Annotated in this window: 13 protein-coding genes; 3 read left to right on the top strand and 10 right to left on the bottom strand. The window is 42.5% G+C overall.

From position 1 onward, the window contains the following. Positions 1–1,899: 1,899 nt before the first annotated feature. The 4 genes from ACFI6L_RS02925 to ACFI6L_RS02910 form a co-directional block, all read right to left on the bottom strand. Entirely contained in the window at positions 1,900–3,204 is a 1,305-nt protein-coding gene (locus ACFI6L_RS02925; RefSeq protein ID WP_168463615.1) for a DUF2254 domain-containing protein, read from the bottom strand. A gap of 109 nt (positions 3,205–3,313) precedes the next feature. Continuing rightward, complete coding sequence (locus tag ACFI6L_RS02920; protein WP_081099375.1) at positions 3,314–3,463, bottom strand: DUF2256 domain-containing protein; 150 nt, start codon at positions 3,461–3,463, stop codon at positions 3,314–3,316. After that, positions 3,450–4,988 (bottom strand): cryptochrome/photolyase family protein, encoded by a 1,539-nt coding sequence (locus ACFI6L_RS02915; RefSeq protein ID WP_168463616.1) that lies wholly within the window; start codon positions 4,986–4,988, stop codon positions 3,450–3,452. Before ACFI6L_RS02915 ends, ACFI6L_RS02920 begins: the two co-directional genes overlap by 14 nt. A gap of 3 nt (positions 4,989–4,991) precedes the next feature. Then, positions 4,992–6,416, bottom strand: coding sequence for a cryptochrome/photolyase family protein (locus ACFI6L_RS02910; RefSeq protein ID WP_462573391.1), 1,425 nt, complete (start codon positions 6,414–6,416; stop codon positions 4,992–4,994). 111 nt (positions 6,417–6,527) lie between these two features. Between ACFI6L_RS02910 and ACFI6L_RS02905 the strand changes: the two genes are divergently transcribed. Further along, positions 6,528–7,835, top strand: a complete 1,308-nt coding sequence (locus tag ACFI6L_RS02905; RefSeq protein WP_168463618.1) for a DASH family cryptochrome — start codon at positions 6,528–6,530, stop codon at positions 7,833–7,835. A gap of 12 nt (positions 7,836–7,847) precedes the next feature. Further along, positions 7,848–9,479 carry a cryptochrome/deoxyribodipyrimidine photo-lyase family protein gene (locus ACFI6L_RS02900; RefSeq protein ID WP_187446472.1) on the top strand — a complete coding sequence of 544 codons (1,632 nt, stop codon included), beginning with the start codon at positions 7,848–7,850 and terminating at the stop codon, positions 9,477–9,479. Between the two features lie 5 nt (positions 9,480–9,484). On the opposite strand, the gene ACFI6L_RS02895 is transcribed toward ACFI6L_RS02900, so the two are convergent. Further along, positions 9,485–9,772: a hypothetical protein gene (locus tag ACFI6L_RS02895; RefSeq protein WP_014976601.1), complete on the bottom strand. Its 288-nt coding sequence runs from the start codon at positions 9,770–9,772 to the stop codon at positions 9,485–9,487. A 208-nt stretch (positions 9,773–9,980) separates the two neighbouring features. Between ACFI6L_RS02895 and fabA the strand changes: the two genes are divergently transcribed. After that, complete coding sequence (fabA, locus tag ACFI6L_RS02890) at positions 9,981–10,499, top strand: bifunctional 3-hydroxydecanoyl-ACP dehydratase/trans-2-decenoyl-ACP isomerase (protein ID WP_014949559.1); 519 nt, start codon at positions 9,981–9,983, stop codon at positions 10,497–10,499. 101 nt (positions 10,500–10,600) lie between these two features. On the opposite strand, the gene rmf is transcribed toward fabA, so the two are convergent. From rmf to rlmKL, 5 genes are all read right to left on the bottom strand, one after another. Continuing rightward, entirely contained in the window at positions 10,601–10,777 is a 177-nt protein-coding gene (gene rmf, locus ACFI6L_RS02885; protein ID WP_014949558.1) for a ribosome modulation factor, read from the bottom strand. Between the two features lie 302 nt (positions 10,778–11,079). Next, positions 11,080–12,837 (bottom strand): DUF3466 family protein, encoded by a 1,758-nt coding sequence (locus ACFI6L_RS02880; RefSeq protein ID WP_014949557.1) that lies wholly within the window; start codon positions 12,835–12,837, stop codon positions 11,080–11,082. Between the two features lie 12 nt (positions 12,838–12,849). Continuing rightward, a complete protein-coding gene (gene uup, locus ACFI6L_RS02875) occupies positions 12,850–14,790 on the bottom strand; it encodes an ATP-binding cassette ATPase Uup (RefSeq protein ID WP_462573390.1) in 1,941 nt (646 codons plus the stop codon). Beyond that, on the bottom strand, positions 14,787–15,020 hold the full coding sequence (locus tag ACFI6L_RS02870; protein ID WP_014949555.1) for a glutaredoxin family protein: 234 nt from the start codon (positions 15,018–15,020) through the stop codon (positions 14,787–14,789). The genes uup and ACFI6L_RS02870 overlap by 4 nt, the downstream gene beginning before the upstream one ends. Then, complete coding sequence (gene rlmKL / locus ACFI6L_RS02865; protein WP_156078374.1) at positions 15,017–17,113, bottom strand: bifunctional 23S rRNA (guanine(2069)-N(7))-methyltransferase RlmK/23S rRNA (guanine(2445)-N(2))-methyltransferase RlmL; 2,097 nt, start codon at positions 17,111–17,113, stop codon at positions 15,017–15,019. The genes ACFI6L_RS02870 and rlmKL overlap by 4 nt, the downstream gene beginning before the upstream one ends.

The following is a 17,113-nucleotide window of genomic DNA, read 5'->3' as shown; positions in this document are numbered from 1 at the left end:
GTCAGAACCTGACGTGTGCTGCTTACCACGAGAGTACTCGATATCAAAAGCTGGAACCGTCGCGCTACTTGAGTCTTGTGGCTGTGAGCTGCTATCACTGTTGCTGCTAACTAATTGAGTTGTGAGCAAGTATGAGCTATTAGTTTTTGAGGGCATTGAGCAACCTGGTGAAGACATTATTGTAACTATTATGCTAGTTTTAACAGAACTTGATAAGCTATTGATATATAACAATATTCACGCATGATAACTGTAATTATCATGCGTGAAGCTACGCAGTAATCCATTCATCACTCCACAAACCGCTTTACTATTATAATCTCAAGTACAGTGCTACTCTATCATATTACTGTATATATAAACAGTTTGGGTGTTTCAATGCCGTCAATTGTTGGCCTATCTCGTAATTATTCCAAATCATATCGCTAGATAAGGCTTGTGGCATGCTGAGAGAGTACTTTTTTTGTGCAATTCAAATCGTGCGCTACGTGAAATCTGCAAGGTAACACCCCTAATGCGCGCTCAGATTTCACGTAGCGACGCCTAAAAAATAAGCTGAAAAGTGATGGAAAAACACCCTAAGAGCTTATTTATTAAAGCAATACTTCACATGATTTACTCCCAACATGTTTGCTGGCTAATCGCACATTTTTCAAAACCAAACGAGTTAAAAATAAACGTTACAAAAGCGGAATAGGCGATAACCTAGAAGTTATTACCTTTGCTTTTTATACGCTTTTCATAGTGCCTCTATCTAATGGCGACTACGGTACGACGATAATAAGACGTCGATACGGTACGTTGCCGAATTAACGACGTCTACTAAGATATGAATTCAATAAACATCGCGTCGATTATTTTTAATTCTACGTGCCATCCACGCCACCCAAATTTAAAAAAACGAACGGTCTTCATGCACGATGTTTAATTTAATAAGAAGTATAGATAATTGATGGTATTTAAAATAAAGAGCAATCAATAAATGAGTTTTACGGGCCGTAATTATTACATGTAACGCTAAATGTTAGAAAAACCTTAACCTTACAGTTAGTCGTCTTATCTTAGAAATAATTAGTTTCCATTATTTAACTCATCAGCGTTAAGCCTTTGGTTATTTGAGCTAGTAATTAATATTACAAACTGTGCGTTCATTATTCAAAGCAAAGAAGATTAAAGCCTGATGCATATTTTTAGGAACATGATTAAGTCCCATTATTTATCTTTGTTAGTTGTCATTAAACCTTACGAATACCTAAATATTACGAGAAGGATAGCGTAAAGCACCTTGCTAAGCTCCATCTGGTTCATTCACCATCAACTTTGATATTTTATTTAACATAATATACATTATGCGCAATTATGTATATGGACGATTAGGGCGAAAATGTCACTTTATTCGGATGTTTTGTTGGCTGTGATTACTTACAGACTTTTATGCGTGGCAGCTATTTTTGTGCCTCAGCGTTACCGCACTTGCTTCAATTGTGTCAGTAGTTTCTATTGAAAGTTGCTATGAACTTTGGATTTAGACATGGAATTTATAAATCGTGCGCTACGTGAAATCTGTAGCACTACACCTCGCAAAATGTATTTTCATTCACGTAGCGTCACGTTAGTTTTTTGATTAATTATGGGTATAACTAACAAACAGAAAGACGCAGTCTTTGTATTTTTCTACTAGACTTTAATTTTTTAAATGTGGATTTTTAGCTATTTAAAATGTTGCTGTGTTTATCTGAGTTGTAGTTAATCAGATTTAATCTGATTAACTACAAAAAGAAACTCGATCGATCATTTACGTAGATTACATGGTTTGTGGTATGCAGAGATTATATAGACTGGCTAGCTGTTTACTTTAAGTATTTTTAGCAGTGATTTTGGCAGTAATAAATTACAGGTTTAGTTATCATTATAAACGCGCTCAATTCGCTTAATATCGTCTTCGTAATCCAATGCCAACTTTGCACGTTCGTAACTTTGCTTCGCTAACTTAGACGCCGCCTCAACAAAATCTCTTTCTATGCCTGTACCTTCATCTTTAAAGCACGCTTTAATTGTTTTTAGTGACTTTTGTATTCGGATAGCAACTTCAATATTAGCAGCACCATCACGGGCAATGCTGGTGTACGCATCGTCAAAAAGATCATTCACATTTAACGCAGGCAATGAAATGCGGTTATATTTAAACTCCTCATGCTGAGCGCTATCGCTTTGTGAGTTTTCGGTTTCAGTTTCGGATTTGGGCTTGTGCCACAACAACATAAGGCGTGTAATGCTGCTAATGGTATTTATTGCAGTACCATGGTCATTAACCGATGGCGATAATGCACGAGATGCAATTTCGGCTAGTACGATAAAGCCAAAGCGAGGATCAGCCTCAAAGGATCTGGCTTCACCTATAGTAAATGCGTCAACAATTTCATCTGATACTACCTTTTTATTTGAATATGCTATGGCACGCTCTGGTGAAACAAACTCACCGGGTAACATGGCAACATTGATAAAACCGTCGTTTTTATCAGCCCAGTGTTGCAGCTTGGCAATGTCTATAAGCTGAATATAGCCCACTTGTTTAGTATAAATGGCATGCGTCCCCTGCTCTTTTATTTGCTCTTGCGGTACTGCGCCTAAGCACGGCATATCTATTCTATTTTTAATTGCGCGTGTCGTGGCGTGCTCCACTTTTAATAACGTTGACCCCACGCGCCCTAATCGTGCAACGCTGTCTACCCACCGGATAAAAGTTAAAATAACTATCGAAAAAGCCAGACAGGTTAGACAAAATAAAATGAAAAGCCCGGCTTCATCGAAAAAAGCTTGAGTCATTGCAGTAAGCGCTACAGCACTATAGATAAATGCGCCTATGAAAACTGACAGAGCATTTTGTGATACATCATCGGATATTATAAGGCTTAGAGAACGCGGCGTTGACGACTGACTGGCCGAAGCATAAGCATTAACCATGGTACCTGCAGAAAACGTGGCGATCACCATCATGCTAGATGCCATAATTGAAAGCAGTGTTTCAACTGATTCGGGTTTTATTTCAGGAATATGCTCAGCCAATGAAGTCCCGTCTGCTACTTTAGCGACGAATACAGCAAATATTGAGAGCAAACAAAAGCCAAGAGGTTTTACCCAAAGCTTTTCTTTTACACTGTATAAAAGGAAACGCAGTCTATCTACGGTAATCGGTGCTTCCACAACACTCTCCTTGTATGTTCACTATGCGTTATACGTACTGTAAGAAACAAATGATTAACCTGGCCAAGTCATAAAGAAGCGTTACCTTTGATAAAAACGTATACTACTATCATTCATTTGCTTTCAGTGGTTTTCTATTTCCTGAGCAACGTTTTGAGCAATAACGTACATTTTCCCAGTTCTTTTCCCATTTTTTGCGCCAAGTAAATGGTCTCTGACAAACAGGACAAATTTTGGTGGGTAAATCAGACTTCTTCATTTTTCGTTAGCTTAGTCAGGAATGTTGAGGCATCTTGCTTCATAGTTTCGATATTTTCTTCTTTCATTCGCCCGTAGGTTTTATAGATCATGGCCATGCGGTGATTGTTGCTCAATTTTTCCTTGTGTTTGTCAATAAAGTGCCAGTATAAGTAGTTAAACGGGCACGCTTTTGGTCCGGTCTTTTTAGAAACTTGGTATCCGCAATTTTTGCAGTAATTGCTCATCTTGTTGATGTAGCTTCCGCTTGCGACGTACGGCTTACTTGCTAGGTTACCTCCATCGCTGTACAAAATCATGCCCGCAACATTAGGAAGTTCAACCCATTCATATGCGTCGGCATACACTAACAGATACCATGCCTGCACTTCCTCAGGGCTAAGTTCAGTTAAAAGACTAAAATTACCAATAACCATCAATCTTTGTATGTGGTGGGCATAAGCGTTCTGCTGCGTTTCTTTAATACACTGGCGCATGCAGTTCATATTCGTCTGGGCGTCCCAAAAGAACGAGGGCAATGCGCGGCTGTTATTGAAGTAGTTATCGGTTTTTAGATTTGGCATAAAGTGCCAGTAGAACCCTCTAACATACTCCCGCCAGCCCAGAATCTGGCGAATGAACCCTTCAGCAGAATTCAGTGGAACTTGCCCTGCATGGTAAGCTTGCTCGGCTGCATGAATAGCTTCTTTTGGCGTCAGTAAACCGCAGTTCAAATAAAACGCGATATGTGAATGATAAAGCCAAGGCTTGCCTTCCACCATGGCATCTTGATACTGACCAAAGTTAGGTAATCTTTCTTCTATAAAAGTATTCAATACGCTGAGTGCGTCTTTTCGAGTTACCGCAAAGTGGAAGTGATTGATATCGCCAAAATGATCGCTAAACTCGCTTTTTACGAGCTCAATAACTTTCGAAGTAATGTCATCAATCTCAAACGTAGAATGCTTCGGTACTCTCTGGGTTTCAGGCATTGCTTCGCGATTCTGGGCATCGTAATTCCACTTACCGCCAATGGGATTTTTTCCTTCCATGAGCACGTTGTGTTTGCGACGCATCTCACGGTAAAAAAACTCCATTCGAAGTTGTTTCTTGCCTTCAGCCCAATCCGTGAATTCTTGTGGGGACGATAAAAAGCGATTGTCATCACATATACTAACGGGTATGCCAAGCACGTTTTCCCATTGCTCCATGCTTTTGAGTAAGCGGTACTCTCCGGGCATAGTCACCTTTACTTCGTCAAAATCATTTCCGTTAAGTTCATGCTTAACCTGAGCGAGCAAATCGCCCTGATTGTTTGTGTCGCTATAATGAACATAGTTAACGTTAAAATTGTCGTCTCGCAACGCTTTTTCAAAATGACGCATTGCGCTAAACAAAAACGCTATCTTCTTCTTATGGTGCTTAACGTAGGTGGCTTCTTCACGGACTTCGGCCATCAAGATTGTGTCTTTGCTTTTTACTGCGTTAGCAATCGCTGGCAACGTCTCGGTAAGCTGATCGCCTAAAACTAAAATGAGTGCTGCCATACCCTACTCTTTTAATGTTTGGAATGCGTCTAGCGCGCGTTGACGCGATGCTTTTAAATCAACAATAGGTTTTGGGTATTCCTTACCAAGTTCTATACCTGCATCTTTCAATATCGCCGAAGGGGCTTCCCATGGCTTATGGATATACTTGTCTGACAGCTTGTTCAATTCAGGGCAATACTTACGCACATAGTTGCCCTTTTTATCAAATTTTTCGCCTTGTAGTATTGGGTTAAATATTCTGAAGTAAGGCGCAGCATCAGCGCCAGAACCCGCAACCCATTGCCAACTAGCACTGTTACTCGCAAGGTCGGCATCCAACAATGTATCCCAAAACCATCGCTCGCCTTTATGCCAACTGAGTAATAGATTTTTCACTAAAAACGAGCCCACAATCATGCGAACTCGATTATGCATGTAGCCCGTTTGCCACAGTTCGCGCATGCCAGCGTCTACGATAGGAATGCCTGTATTTCCCTTTTGCCACGCTTTGAGCGCTTTCGCATCTGTGCGCCAAGGAAACTTATCGAACTTTTCGTTGAAGTTCTTATTAGGCAAAGTAGGAAAATGGAACAGCAAATAATAGCTGAACTCGCGCCAACCTAACTCACTCAAGTAGGTTTCAATGCTTTTGTTTTCACTATTTCCAAACTGGTCTTTTATCGCGTACCAAACTTGATTTGGAGACACTTCACCAAAGTGTAAATGCGGCGACAAACGCGATGTCCCATTGGCTGACGGTATGTCTCTGCCGTCTTTGTATTTACGTGCTGAATTTTCAATAAAGTCAGCTAAATTATCAGCGGCGCCGTCTTCGCCTGGTGACCACTCTTTTTCAATGGTTGCATCCCAGTTGATGGAAGGGAGTAAGTCTAGCGATGTTAATCCATCGCTGTCGTTGTCGACATCCGCATAAGTAATACGTGCGGGTGGTGCTTTGGGATAACGAGGCTCTTCAACCTGCAGGCAGCCCTTCTTGTAGTAGGGTGTAAATACGCGATACGGTGTACCGTCTTTCTTTAATACTTTCATTGGCTCCCATAGTAAGCTGCCGTTACAGCTATGGGCTTCATAATCATGCTCGATTAAGGTTTTCTTGATCGTTTTATCGCGGTTTATTTGCCATGGCTCATAGCACCGATTCCAAAAGATACCTTTAGCGTTAAATGATTTCATTAACTTTGGAATAAGTGTCTGTGGGTCACCCTTAAATATTTGTAAATGTCCGTTCAAGCGTTTATTGAGCGACGAGAGTGAATGATGCAGCCACCATTTACTTGCCCCCCCAGGCTCTCTGCCATTAGGTGCAGTGTCATCATATATGTAGATGGGTACTATTTTTCCCATATCACAGGCAGCGTTTAAGGCCGGATTGTCTTTTACACGTAGGTCTTGTCTGAACCACATTATACTAACGGGAACGGTCACTTTTTTTCCTCAGGCATTGCGCCAAATCTTAATATTATTCGTATTGCATGTACTACGATAAGACTCGGATTCAGGATCCGTAGAAATAGTAAAAAAGTACTCAAAATTAGTATGATAAATCACCACCAACAAACAAAACGTACGAACAACAATCAACGAGGTTTATATTGGTTTCGACATGACCTTAGACTTCACGATAATGCTGCTATTTCTGCGCTGTGTGAAGCAGTTCAGCAGGTTACTTTTCTTTATATTCTTGATGATAAAGCGTTTACACCTACGACATATGGTTTTGCGCCTATGGGGAAACATAGGCACACATTCCTGCTTCAAACACTTGTGGATTTAAAACGGCAATTAGCTAAGCTCGGACATGATTTGCTCATTGTCAAAGGCGACCCTGCTGAGCGTTTAGTTCAATTGATGAAGTCCGGACCATATTCTCACCTTGGGGTAAGCGAGCACTGTGGTTTTAATGAGAGAGCACAATTAAATACAGTAAAGCGCTTTTTCGATTCGGTAACAGTAATAGAAACTCCGACGTTTGGCTTATTTGATGCACAAACCCTTCCTTTCAACATAAAAGAGATGCCCGACGTTTTTAGTCCGTTTCGCAGAAAAGTAGAAAAGCACTGTAAGCCATTATCTGTCCATCCACCCATGGAAAGCTTACCAAGCCCTTTTACACCGCAATTAGATGAGTCTTTTTTATTCGCCATTGATACTGATTTACCAAGCCCGTCTCAATCATCGTTTGTTGGAGGTGAAACAGCAGCGCTGACGCATTTAAATACTTATCTCTTCGATTGGAAAGCTGCAGCAACGTATAAAGACACAAGGAACGCTTTAGATACTTGGCAAGACAGTACCAAGCTTTCGGCCTGGTTAGCGAACGGGTCGCTGTCTGCACGGGAAGTCATTCGGCAAGTTCAACAGTTTGAAGCAACCGTTGAAAAAAACGATTCCACTTATTGGATATACTTTGAATTACTTTGGCGCGAATTTTTTCATTGGTTACAGTGTAAATACGGGGCCAATTGGTTTCGTTTTAGCGGTATCCAGGGTAAAAAGCCGTCGACACAGCATTGTCCGGAAACCTTTGCGTTATGGTGCGAAGGAAAAACCGGTTATCCGATAGTCGATGCTTGCATGCGACAACTCGCTGAAACTGGCTATATGTCAAACCGAGGCAGGCAACTGGTTGCGAGCTGTTTGGTTCACGAACTAAGGCAGGACTGGCGATACGGTGCAGCGTGGTTTGAGCATCAATTAATCGATTACGATGTGGGGAGTAATTGGGGCAATTGGCTTTACTTAGCTGGTGTTGGAAGCGACCCTCGCGGCCACAGACAGTTCAACCTTCAAAAGCAGACTGAGATTTATGATTCGGACGGCCAATTTCGTAAAAAGTGGTTGTAGTTAGTTCGTCGTATGGTTCCAGTACATTCTAAACAATCGGTCACTGTCATATGGTTTAAACGTGACCTTCGTCTTCGAGACCACGAGCCTCTCTACCGTGCAGTTGAAAAAAACGAAAACATTCTTCCGCTTTTTTGTTGGGAACCTTCCCTTATAGCCGACCCGCATATGGACATGCGTCATTGGCAATTTATCCAGCAAAGTATCGACGACATTAACGCCCAGTTGCCTTCAGGCGCCCGTTTACTGACCTTACACTGTGAAGTTATTGATGCGCTCGAACTTATTGCCCAGCACTACGCCATTTCAGCAGTTAGGAGTTACCAAGAAATAGGGTTGAGCGTTACGCATAACCGTGACATTTTAGTAAGTAACTATTTGAAGAAAAAGAAAATAAACCATATTGAGTCCCAGTATGGCGCAGTGATGCGTGGTTTGCCTCACCGTGAGCAATGGCAGCAAAACTGGGATCGTCACTTTACAACGAAAACCTATGATATTGATATAAATAGCGTTAATTGGGTCGACTGGGCCCAGCATAACAACATCAACACTGCTTGCAAAAATTTAGATGAGCTTGGTCTGTTTGATTGTCATATTACTAATCAAACCGGCACTCATTGTAGCGAGAAAGCGAATTATTATCGGCAGGATGTTTTAGACAAGTTAAAAAAATTAAACAAGATGCAGCCAGGCGGTGAAAGGCGTGCTTGGCAAGTATTAAAAGATTTTTTCGATGCTAGAGGACAATACTACCATCAACATATTTCTAAGCCGGAATATGCAAGACGGGCATGTTCTCGTTTAAGTCCCTACTTGGCATGGGGCAATCTATCAATTAAGCAAGTTTACCAAAGCGTCCAACATCAAAAGCAGACGAAAAAGTTACTGCCGAATTCTGATAGAAAACAATGGAGTCGCTCCCTAGCCGCTTTAACGTCTCGGTTACATTGGCACTGCCATTTTATTCAAAAATTTGAGAGCGAACACAGTATTGAATGGCGACCAATGAATAGTGGATACGAAAACTTTCCGTTTATAGATGGTCCAGAAGCCGAGCGTCGCTTTTACCTTTGGACAATGGGATTGACCGGCTATCCGTTGGTAGATGCCTGCATGCGAGCACTTAAGTATACCGGGTACTTAAACTTTCGAATGCGCGCCATGGTAACCAGTTTTCTGTGTCATCACCTAAATGTACACTGGCTAAAGGCAGCGCATTATTTGGCAACACAGTTCTTAGATTTTGAGCCAGGTATTCATTACCCCCAAATACAGATGCAGGCTAGCGTAACCGGCATTCACACCGTGCGGTTATACAACCCTGCAACACAATCTTCAAAATTAGATCCTGAAGGTGTATTTATCAAAAAGTGGGTGCCAGAACTTGCTAAATTACCCAGTGAAGCTGTTCACGCCCCTCACTTATTGCCGCCCCTAGAAGCGCAAATGTTAGATTTTGACGTTGAACGCGACTACGTTGAACCGCTCGTTGATATAACAGAGAATAATCGCATCACGGCAAAACGCTTATGGGACTATCGCGAGCGAGATGATGTGGTTAAAGAAGCGCATCGCATTGTTAAACGCCACACCATGCAAAATAGTCCGAGTCGTGCATGGCTGAAAACAAAAATTAAATAAACCGGCTAACGGTTATTTTTGCGAAGCCATTCATTCAGTAGTTTAATTTGTCCACATTTGTAAGCTGCGTACATAAGCCGCATGGCATTTGACATAGCTTCACTGTCAGTCCAGCCAGTTTTGTCGCGTATTTCGTCATAACATGCCTTTGCTTCAGGGCTAACATAGCCTCTTACAAGTTTCTTACCTGCGTCTTTTTGCCTTTCTCTGAATCTTCGTTGTTTATCAGCGTTGGCTTTAGCTCTATCTGCGGCACTCTTTTTAATGCTTTTTTTCGTTGTTTGTTCTGTCATAGTTTTCACACAATGTTACGTTACTGTAGAGCTTGTATTTAGAAGTAGTACAAAAATCACACGTGTAGAACGATGTTTGTACAAGCCAAAGTTGCTAAACCTATATTAGCATGCGTTTTTCTTCAGAAAAATGACTGTTCAGAGTTGTTTGGCGTACAACTGTTCGCTAAATTAGCAGCGTCACTTTAATAACAGCAACGAGTTGGGAATGTCAGAGAAGAAAAATAGTTTTAACAAAGAAGATTTATTGGCGTGTAGCCGTGGTGAAATGTTTGGCCCAGGTAACAGTCAACTTCCCGCACCTAACATGTTAATGATGGATCGCGTAGTTTCAATTACAGAAGATGGCGGTGAACATGGGAAAGGCGAAATTATCGCTGAATTAGATATTACCCCCGATTTATGGTTTTTTGATTGTCACTTCCCAGGTGATCCGGTAATGCCGGGATGCCTAGGCCTAGACGCGATGTGGCAGTTAGTTGGTTTCTTCTTAGGTTGGAGCGGCGGCCCTGGTAAAGGCCGAGCTTTAGGTGTAGGTGAAGTTAAATTTACCGGTCAAATCCTTCCAACCGCTAAGAAGGTAACGTATAAGATCACGATGAAGCGCGTGATAAAGCGTAAACTTTTCATGGGTATGGCAGATGGTTCAGTAGAAGTTGATGGCCGTGAGATTTACGTAGCGAAAGATTTGAAAGTTGGCTTGTTCCAAGATACCTCAAACTTCTAAACTGCCTTTATAGAGCTATAAGGTCAATTAACGTTGACCAACAAAAAAGCCCCTTTTCAGGGGCTTTCCTTTTTGCATAATCAGTTCATAAAAGAGAAGTGTTATTTAACACTTAAACCTAAGTGTCTGTCTTCTACTGCCTCGCGCCATCCACCTAACCACTGTGAACGTGCATCGTTTTGCTGAAATGGACAATTTTCCTTTGAACGACCGCTAATGCCAGCTTGATAGCCTTTCGAATGGGCGCGTGTCAGTTTATCTCTTTTTTGTCTTTTCATTGATTAGCCTCTTTTGTTTGTTGAAAGTACAACAAATCATTTTCTCGAGCGCTCTACATCATTTCGGTTGATAGTGCCGGAAAAGTGATTGCGTACAATACTGTGATAGTGCAATTAACTAAATGGTTCAAGAAAAATAAAAAATAAAAGGGCTTGACAAAATTTAAATAAATGAAGTTTCTATGAAATTTATGTTACATTTTTTATGCATAAATATGTCTTTTTTTACGTTTTTTAGGCATAAAAAAAGCCACGCATAGGTGGCTCTTTTAATATTGATTACATATTGTCCAAATGGTCAGCTATTTCTTTAAACGTCTACGCATAAATACTGCAGCAAATAGACCAAAAAATGCGAGTAAACCTGTTGCAGCTCCTTTTCGCTCATAGGGCTGTTCGTCCTCAGGAATTTCACATTCATCTATGGAACCATTCGATAACGGAGACAGTTTAACCGCCACTACGGAGTCGATTTCTTCTGTTTCACCGTCTGAATTAATTATATCGTTACCCGTTACATACTTGTTCGTAGCTTTAATTCTCGCATTCGCAATGATCTCATTATCATCGTTGATATCTACTGCTTCAATTAGCTCATAAGGGTTATCACAAGAAACTAAATCATTTAAGTTAGTAAACTCTTCAGTATCAATGTTGTACATAAATGCCGCTGTATCGCGAAGCGTATCACTCGTTGCATCCACGTCTGCCTTACCCACCACGATATTATTATTGTTAATGGCATTCGCAGTCACACCAGCACTCACGAAGAAGCCATCAGGGTAATGCTGTTCTTGGGTATCAAGGTTGTATACAAACAAACGAGAGCGTGCGATATCGCTTTGTGAACGAAGCACTGCACCCGTCACCCAATTTTCATCATTAATTGCGATAGCCTGGCTAATGATATTTTCTTCGCGTGGAAGAAGTTCAATGGTTTCACCGTCTCTGAAAACCGTTGCAACTCGTTCACTTTCAGTTCTGCCTGATGTATTTGGGCGCGTTATCGTAATGCGATCTCCAGTAAGGCCTTCACCGACTGCGATACCTTGGTTATTTATGTCATAGGCATACGTGAAATAGTGGCGTGTATCGTCTTCATCAGGTTCAAATAATAACGGGTAGGTATCGGTGCTGATTACATCGCCGTTGACATCGATCTGCCAAATGGTAGCGTTAACCTCAGACAGCAATACGAAGCTCGGTAAGTAATTTGTAGATGAATTAATGAAGTAGCTAGAAATACGTGGAACAGCAAAATCGCCATTATAAATAGTAAACAGGCAGCGACCTTCAGATGTGTCACCACGAGACTCATCGTCTGTACACGTTTCAACAGCATCGGCAACATCATCGCGGAAACTAACAGTACTGAAACCTGCAACCTGTAAGTTTGCGTTTATTGCTCGAGCTGAAGAGAACCCTCCTACAGTGTCATCAACAGCTGGAAGTACTTTAGTCTCTCCAGATGCTTGAACAAAGGCTTGTTGTGCTGACTCTGGATACGTGTAGTTTAATGTATCGCCATCTTCGTTCTCATATGGGTCTAGAACAACCAGTCCCGAAGAATCACCGACAATAAAGTTACCGTTCAAGCTGTCACGACCAGTCGATTCAACAGATCGCGTATAGTCATCAAATTTGTCTGTAACTTCATCAAGACCTGGTACTAATGATATATCTTGAGTGTCGGTTGCATAGGTTCTATACGACGCTAGCTTCTGTCCCGTTGTAAGATTTGGGTTCGATAGAAGATAGTTTACTACCGTGGTGTAGTCTATGTCTGTAAAAACACCCTGGCGTGCGTCATCTTCGTTTTCTAGACTCTCACCGAACTGGTCAAAAAAAGTCGTGTCTTCTTCAAGCTGCTCTGCGTCGATTGGTGGATTAAACTCCAGTTGAACGACAGACAACATTTTGCCTGAGTTATCAATCGAACGAGCAAAATTGTTTCTAGCGGTATCCTGTAAAGGAAGAGGCGTCACTGAATAGGTCGCGGCGAATGCCGAAACACTTCCTGTTGCCAACAGAACGGCGGCGGCAAGCTGAGTTCGTTTCATTTAAAATCCTATTTACTGCTGATTATCTTCCAGCATACTTTCTAGTTCATCCCAGCGCGCATATTTCTGGGAAAGTAATTCTTCTTTATCTGCCAACTCGGCTAACGCCTTGGCAGTAATGTCACTGTCTTGTTTGAAAAAGTCCGGGTCGTTCACTTTTTCTTGCATAGCCTCAAGCTCTTCCTCAAGTGTTTCTAGTTCTTTCGGTAAGGACTCAAGTTCACGCTGGTCTTTGTATGATAGCTTTTTCGTCTTACGGGGAGAAGACTTAGCACTAGGACTGTCTGAAGCTGAATTAGTTTCATTCTTTACCTTGGCTTTTTCTTCCTTTTCGATTTGCTGACGTTTTTCCTGTTGCTCTTTATACCAGTTTTCTACGTCAGTGAAACCCCCAATAAATTCGCGAAGCATTCCATTACCTTCGAATACCACGCTACTATTTGCTACGTTATCAACAAATTCCCTATCGTGACTGACTAAAAGCACGGTGCCGGTATATTCGTTGAGTAAGGTTTCGAGCATTTCCAAGGTTTCAACGTCTAAGTCATTGGTAGGCTCATCCAGCACCAAAACGTTGCTCGGTTTAAGCATCAGTTTTGCTAGCATCAGGCGGTTTTTCTCTCCACCTGATAGCGACTTAACCGGGGCGTTAACGCGTTCAGGCGTAAATAAGTAATCTTGTAAGTAGCTGATCACATGGCGTGGGTGGCCATTTACCATCAGATCGCGTTTACCGTCGCCTACCGCGTCTATCACAGACTTTTCTAAATCCAGCCCGTGGCGGTGCTGGTCAAAGTAAGCAACTTCAAGGTTAGTGCCTTGTTTGCAGTTGCCGCTATCGGGCTGGAGTTCGCCGAGTAGAAGCTTGATAAGCGTACTTTTACCGCTACCATTAGGACCAATGAGAGCAAGCTTGTCACCACGCAAAACATTCAGGTTTAACCCTTTAACAATAGGCTTGCCTTCAATGCTATAGCTTAAGTCTTTTACTTCAAACACCATCTTTCCAGAGCGCGCGCCCTGGTGTTGATTGACTACCGCATTGCCCTGAACCGCTCTTCTCGCTTTACGCTCCTCGCGTAGTTTTTTCAGCGCTCTTACTCGGCCTTCGTTGCGGGTACGGCGGGCTTTGATGCCCTGACGAATCCATACCTCTTCTTGCGCTAGTTTTTTATCAAACTCAGCGTTTTGTGAAGCTTCAACCTCTAAATCGTGCTGCTTCTTTTCTAAATAAGTTTCGTAGTTACCCGGATAGCTCGTAACCGAGCCGCGGTCTAGATCAATAATTCGCGTAGCCATGGCACGTATAAATGCACGGTCGTGGCTCACAAACACAATTGCGCCTTGGTAATTACTCAAGCTGGATTCAAGCCAGCGGATCATTTCAATATCAAGGTGGTTAGTTGGTTCGTCTAAAAGGAGCAAATCCGGCTGTCGAACAAGCGCACGAGCTAGCGCTGCTTTTCTACGCCATCCCCCAGAAAGAGTAGATAGCGATATCTCAGGGTCTAGCTTTAGCATGGTTAGCGTCTGTTCAATTTGCTGTTCAAACTGCCACGCGTCTCTGGCTTCTAACTGTTCTTGTAGTCGCTGTAATTTATTTAAATTTGATTCGCTTGGATCTTCACCAACGATACGGGTTTGATGAAAGTAGGCTTTCAGTGTTTCACCTACGTCAGATAAGCCTTCGGCAACATAGTCAAAAAGCGTCACATCGGTGGTTTGAGGCGGGTCCTGCTCTAAGCGCGCAACGACCGTATTATTTTCAATTATACGCTGCCCATCGTCGGCAATAATATCGCCAGCGATAACTTTCATTAGCGTTGATTTACCACTACCGTTGCGACCTACTAGGCAAACGCGCTCTTTAGGCTGTACAACCAGTTCGACACCGTCTAACAGCGGCGGATTTCCATAAATAACAGTGATGTTTTTTAACTGCAAAATGCTCACTGAAGAAACTCCTCTAAATCGGCTGTATTAAAAGGCCAGCCAATTTCTTTTTCGTTATCTGCCCGTTTCAAAACGGGGATCCTTGCACCGTACAAATGATAAAGCTCAGTGCTAGTGCGAATGTTAACCTTCTCTATATTAAGCGATGAAAACATAGACGTTTGTTGAAGCTCAACATCGGCTAAGTCGCACAGGCTACATTGCGGCCCGGTGTAAAAATAAATTTTCATGAAGCTAGTACCCAGCACTGATGGATATTGCCTTTACGTGCAAAATCTTCTGGAATTGTGTCTTTGGTAATATTGTCTACTGACAAGCCCAGTTCACTGATGGCTGATTCGTCTAGCTTAAAGCCACGCTTGTTGTTAGAGAAGATGATGATCCCCTGCTCTTTTAAGCACGCTTTAGCATCGGTAAGCATTTTTACGTGGTCGCGCTGCACATCCCACGTATTTTGCATACGCTTTGAATTCGAAAATGACGGTGGGTCGATAAAAATTAAGTCGTATTTGCCTTTATGCGTGCCTAACCAAGTGGTGCAGTCAGCTTGAATAAAAGCATGAGGCGCAGTGAGTTTGTTCAGCGCTACGTTCTTCTTTGCCCACTCTAAATAAGTATTAGACATATCCACTGTCGTTACAGACTTTGCGCCACCTTTAGCGGCGAATACCGACACACTACCCGTATATGAAAACAAGTTAAGAACGTCTTTACCTTGGGACAACGCCTGCACTTTTTGGCGGGTATTACGGTGATCTAAGAAAAGGCCTGTGTCCAAGTAGTCAGTAAGGTTAACCAGGAAACGAGCGCCATTTTCAAACACTTCCATCATGTCGCCAGTCTGATTAATTTTCTCGTACTGTTTTGTACCTTTTTGTTGGCTACGCACTTTAAGCGCTATCTGTCTTGGTGAAACACCTGTTACTGCTGGCAAATGAAGCAAGACTTCCTGCAGACGCTTGCGTGCTTTATCTTCAGAAACCGTTTTTGGCGGCGCGTATTCTTGAACGACCAGCCAGTCACCATATCTATCTACGGCAACGTTATAATCTGGCAGGTCAGCATCGTATATGCGGTAACAGTTAGTGTTAGCGTTCTTGATCCAGCCTTTCATGCGTTTGAGGTTTTTCTTCAAACGATTAGCAAACTCGTGGTTGCTAGCGTCCTCGCTAAACTGTACCGTGTTTTCTTCATCCAACACATAATTCGCTAAACGACATTCCAGCTTACCGTTATTCATGGCATAGTCTTTGGTGGCGCGAAGCTTTAAAACCCGAAGCAAATCACGATTGCTGCTAAGAAGCGACACATGCCATCCCTTCCAGGCTTCTTTAAAACGCTTACCCCAATCACTAAATAGCGGTATTAACGATGTTAGCTCGCCCAAACGTTCTCCGTAAGGAGGGTTTGAAACGACGTAGCCTGGTGTGGCAACGGGCGGAGAAGATTTTGTTGCGTCTTGCTGTGAGAACGAAATATCGTTAAATACGCCAGCAAAATCAGCGTTTGCTTTTGCAATTGCTACCATTTTACGGCTGAAATCACCCGCGTAAATACCACTGCAGCTAGGCTTTTGCGCGGAAATAGCTTGTTCTACCAAATCATCCCAAAGCTTCTCTTCGTGGCCGAGCCACTTAGTAAAGCCCCAATACTTACGCTTTATACCTGGCGCAATATTGCGAGCGATGTAGGCTGCCTCAATCGCGATGGTGCCCGAGCCACACATCAAATCGACCAATGGCGCATCGGTATTCTCTGTCCATCCACTACGCATTAGCATTGCGCTTGCGATATGCTCTTTAAGCGGCGCGTCACCGGTTTCTTGTCGGTATGCGCGTTGGTGCAGACTTGCCCCCGCTAAATCTATGCCTAAAATTACATTATCGCGATGTAGTCTTGCATACACAGAAATATCAGGGCTCTTTCGTTCTACTGATGGGCGCGGTAAGCCTTGCTCTACAAATGAATCTACTATGGCGTCCTTAACACGAACCGCACCAAATTGAGTGTTTTTTATGGCAAAGTTTGTGCCGATAAACTGTACAGATAAGGTATGACGTGAATCCATCTGCATTTGCCAGTCAATACCCATAGCCGTATTATACAGTGCATCTGCATCGCCTGCTTTGCCTGATGCCAACACCCAAACTACGCGGTTAGCTAAGCGTGACCATAAGCAAAGTTTATACGCATCCTCTTTTGAGCCTTCAAACTGAATAGTGCCAGGCCCTTGCTTAACTTGCGCATCAGGGCAAAGGCGTAGCACTTCTTGTTTTAATAGTTCGTCAAGACCGCGACTGGTCGTAACCAGAATAGTATTCAT

This window comes from Alteromonas sp. G4i35 (assembly GCF_054960375.1).
The sequence above is the reverse complement of the archived record's forward strand: the minus strand, read 5'-3'. Positions and strand labels throughout refer to the sequence as shown.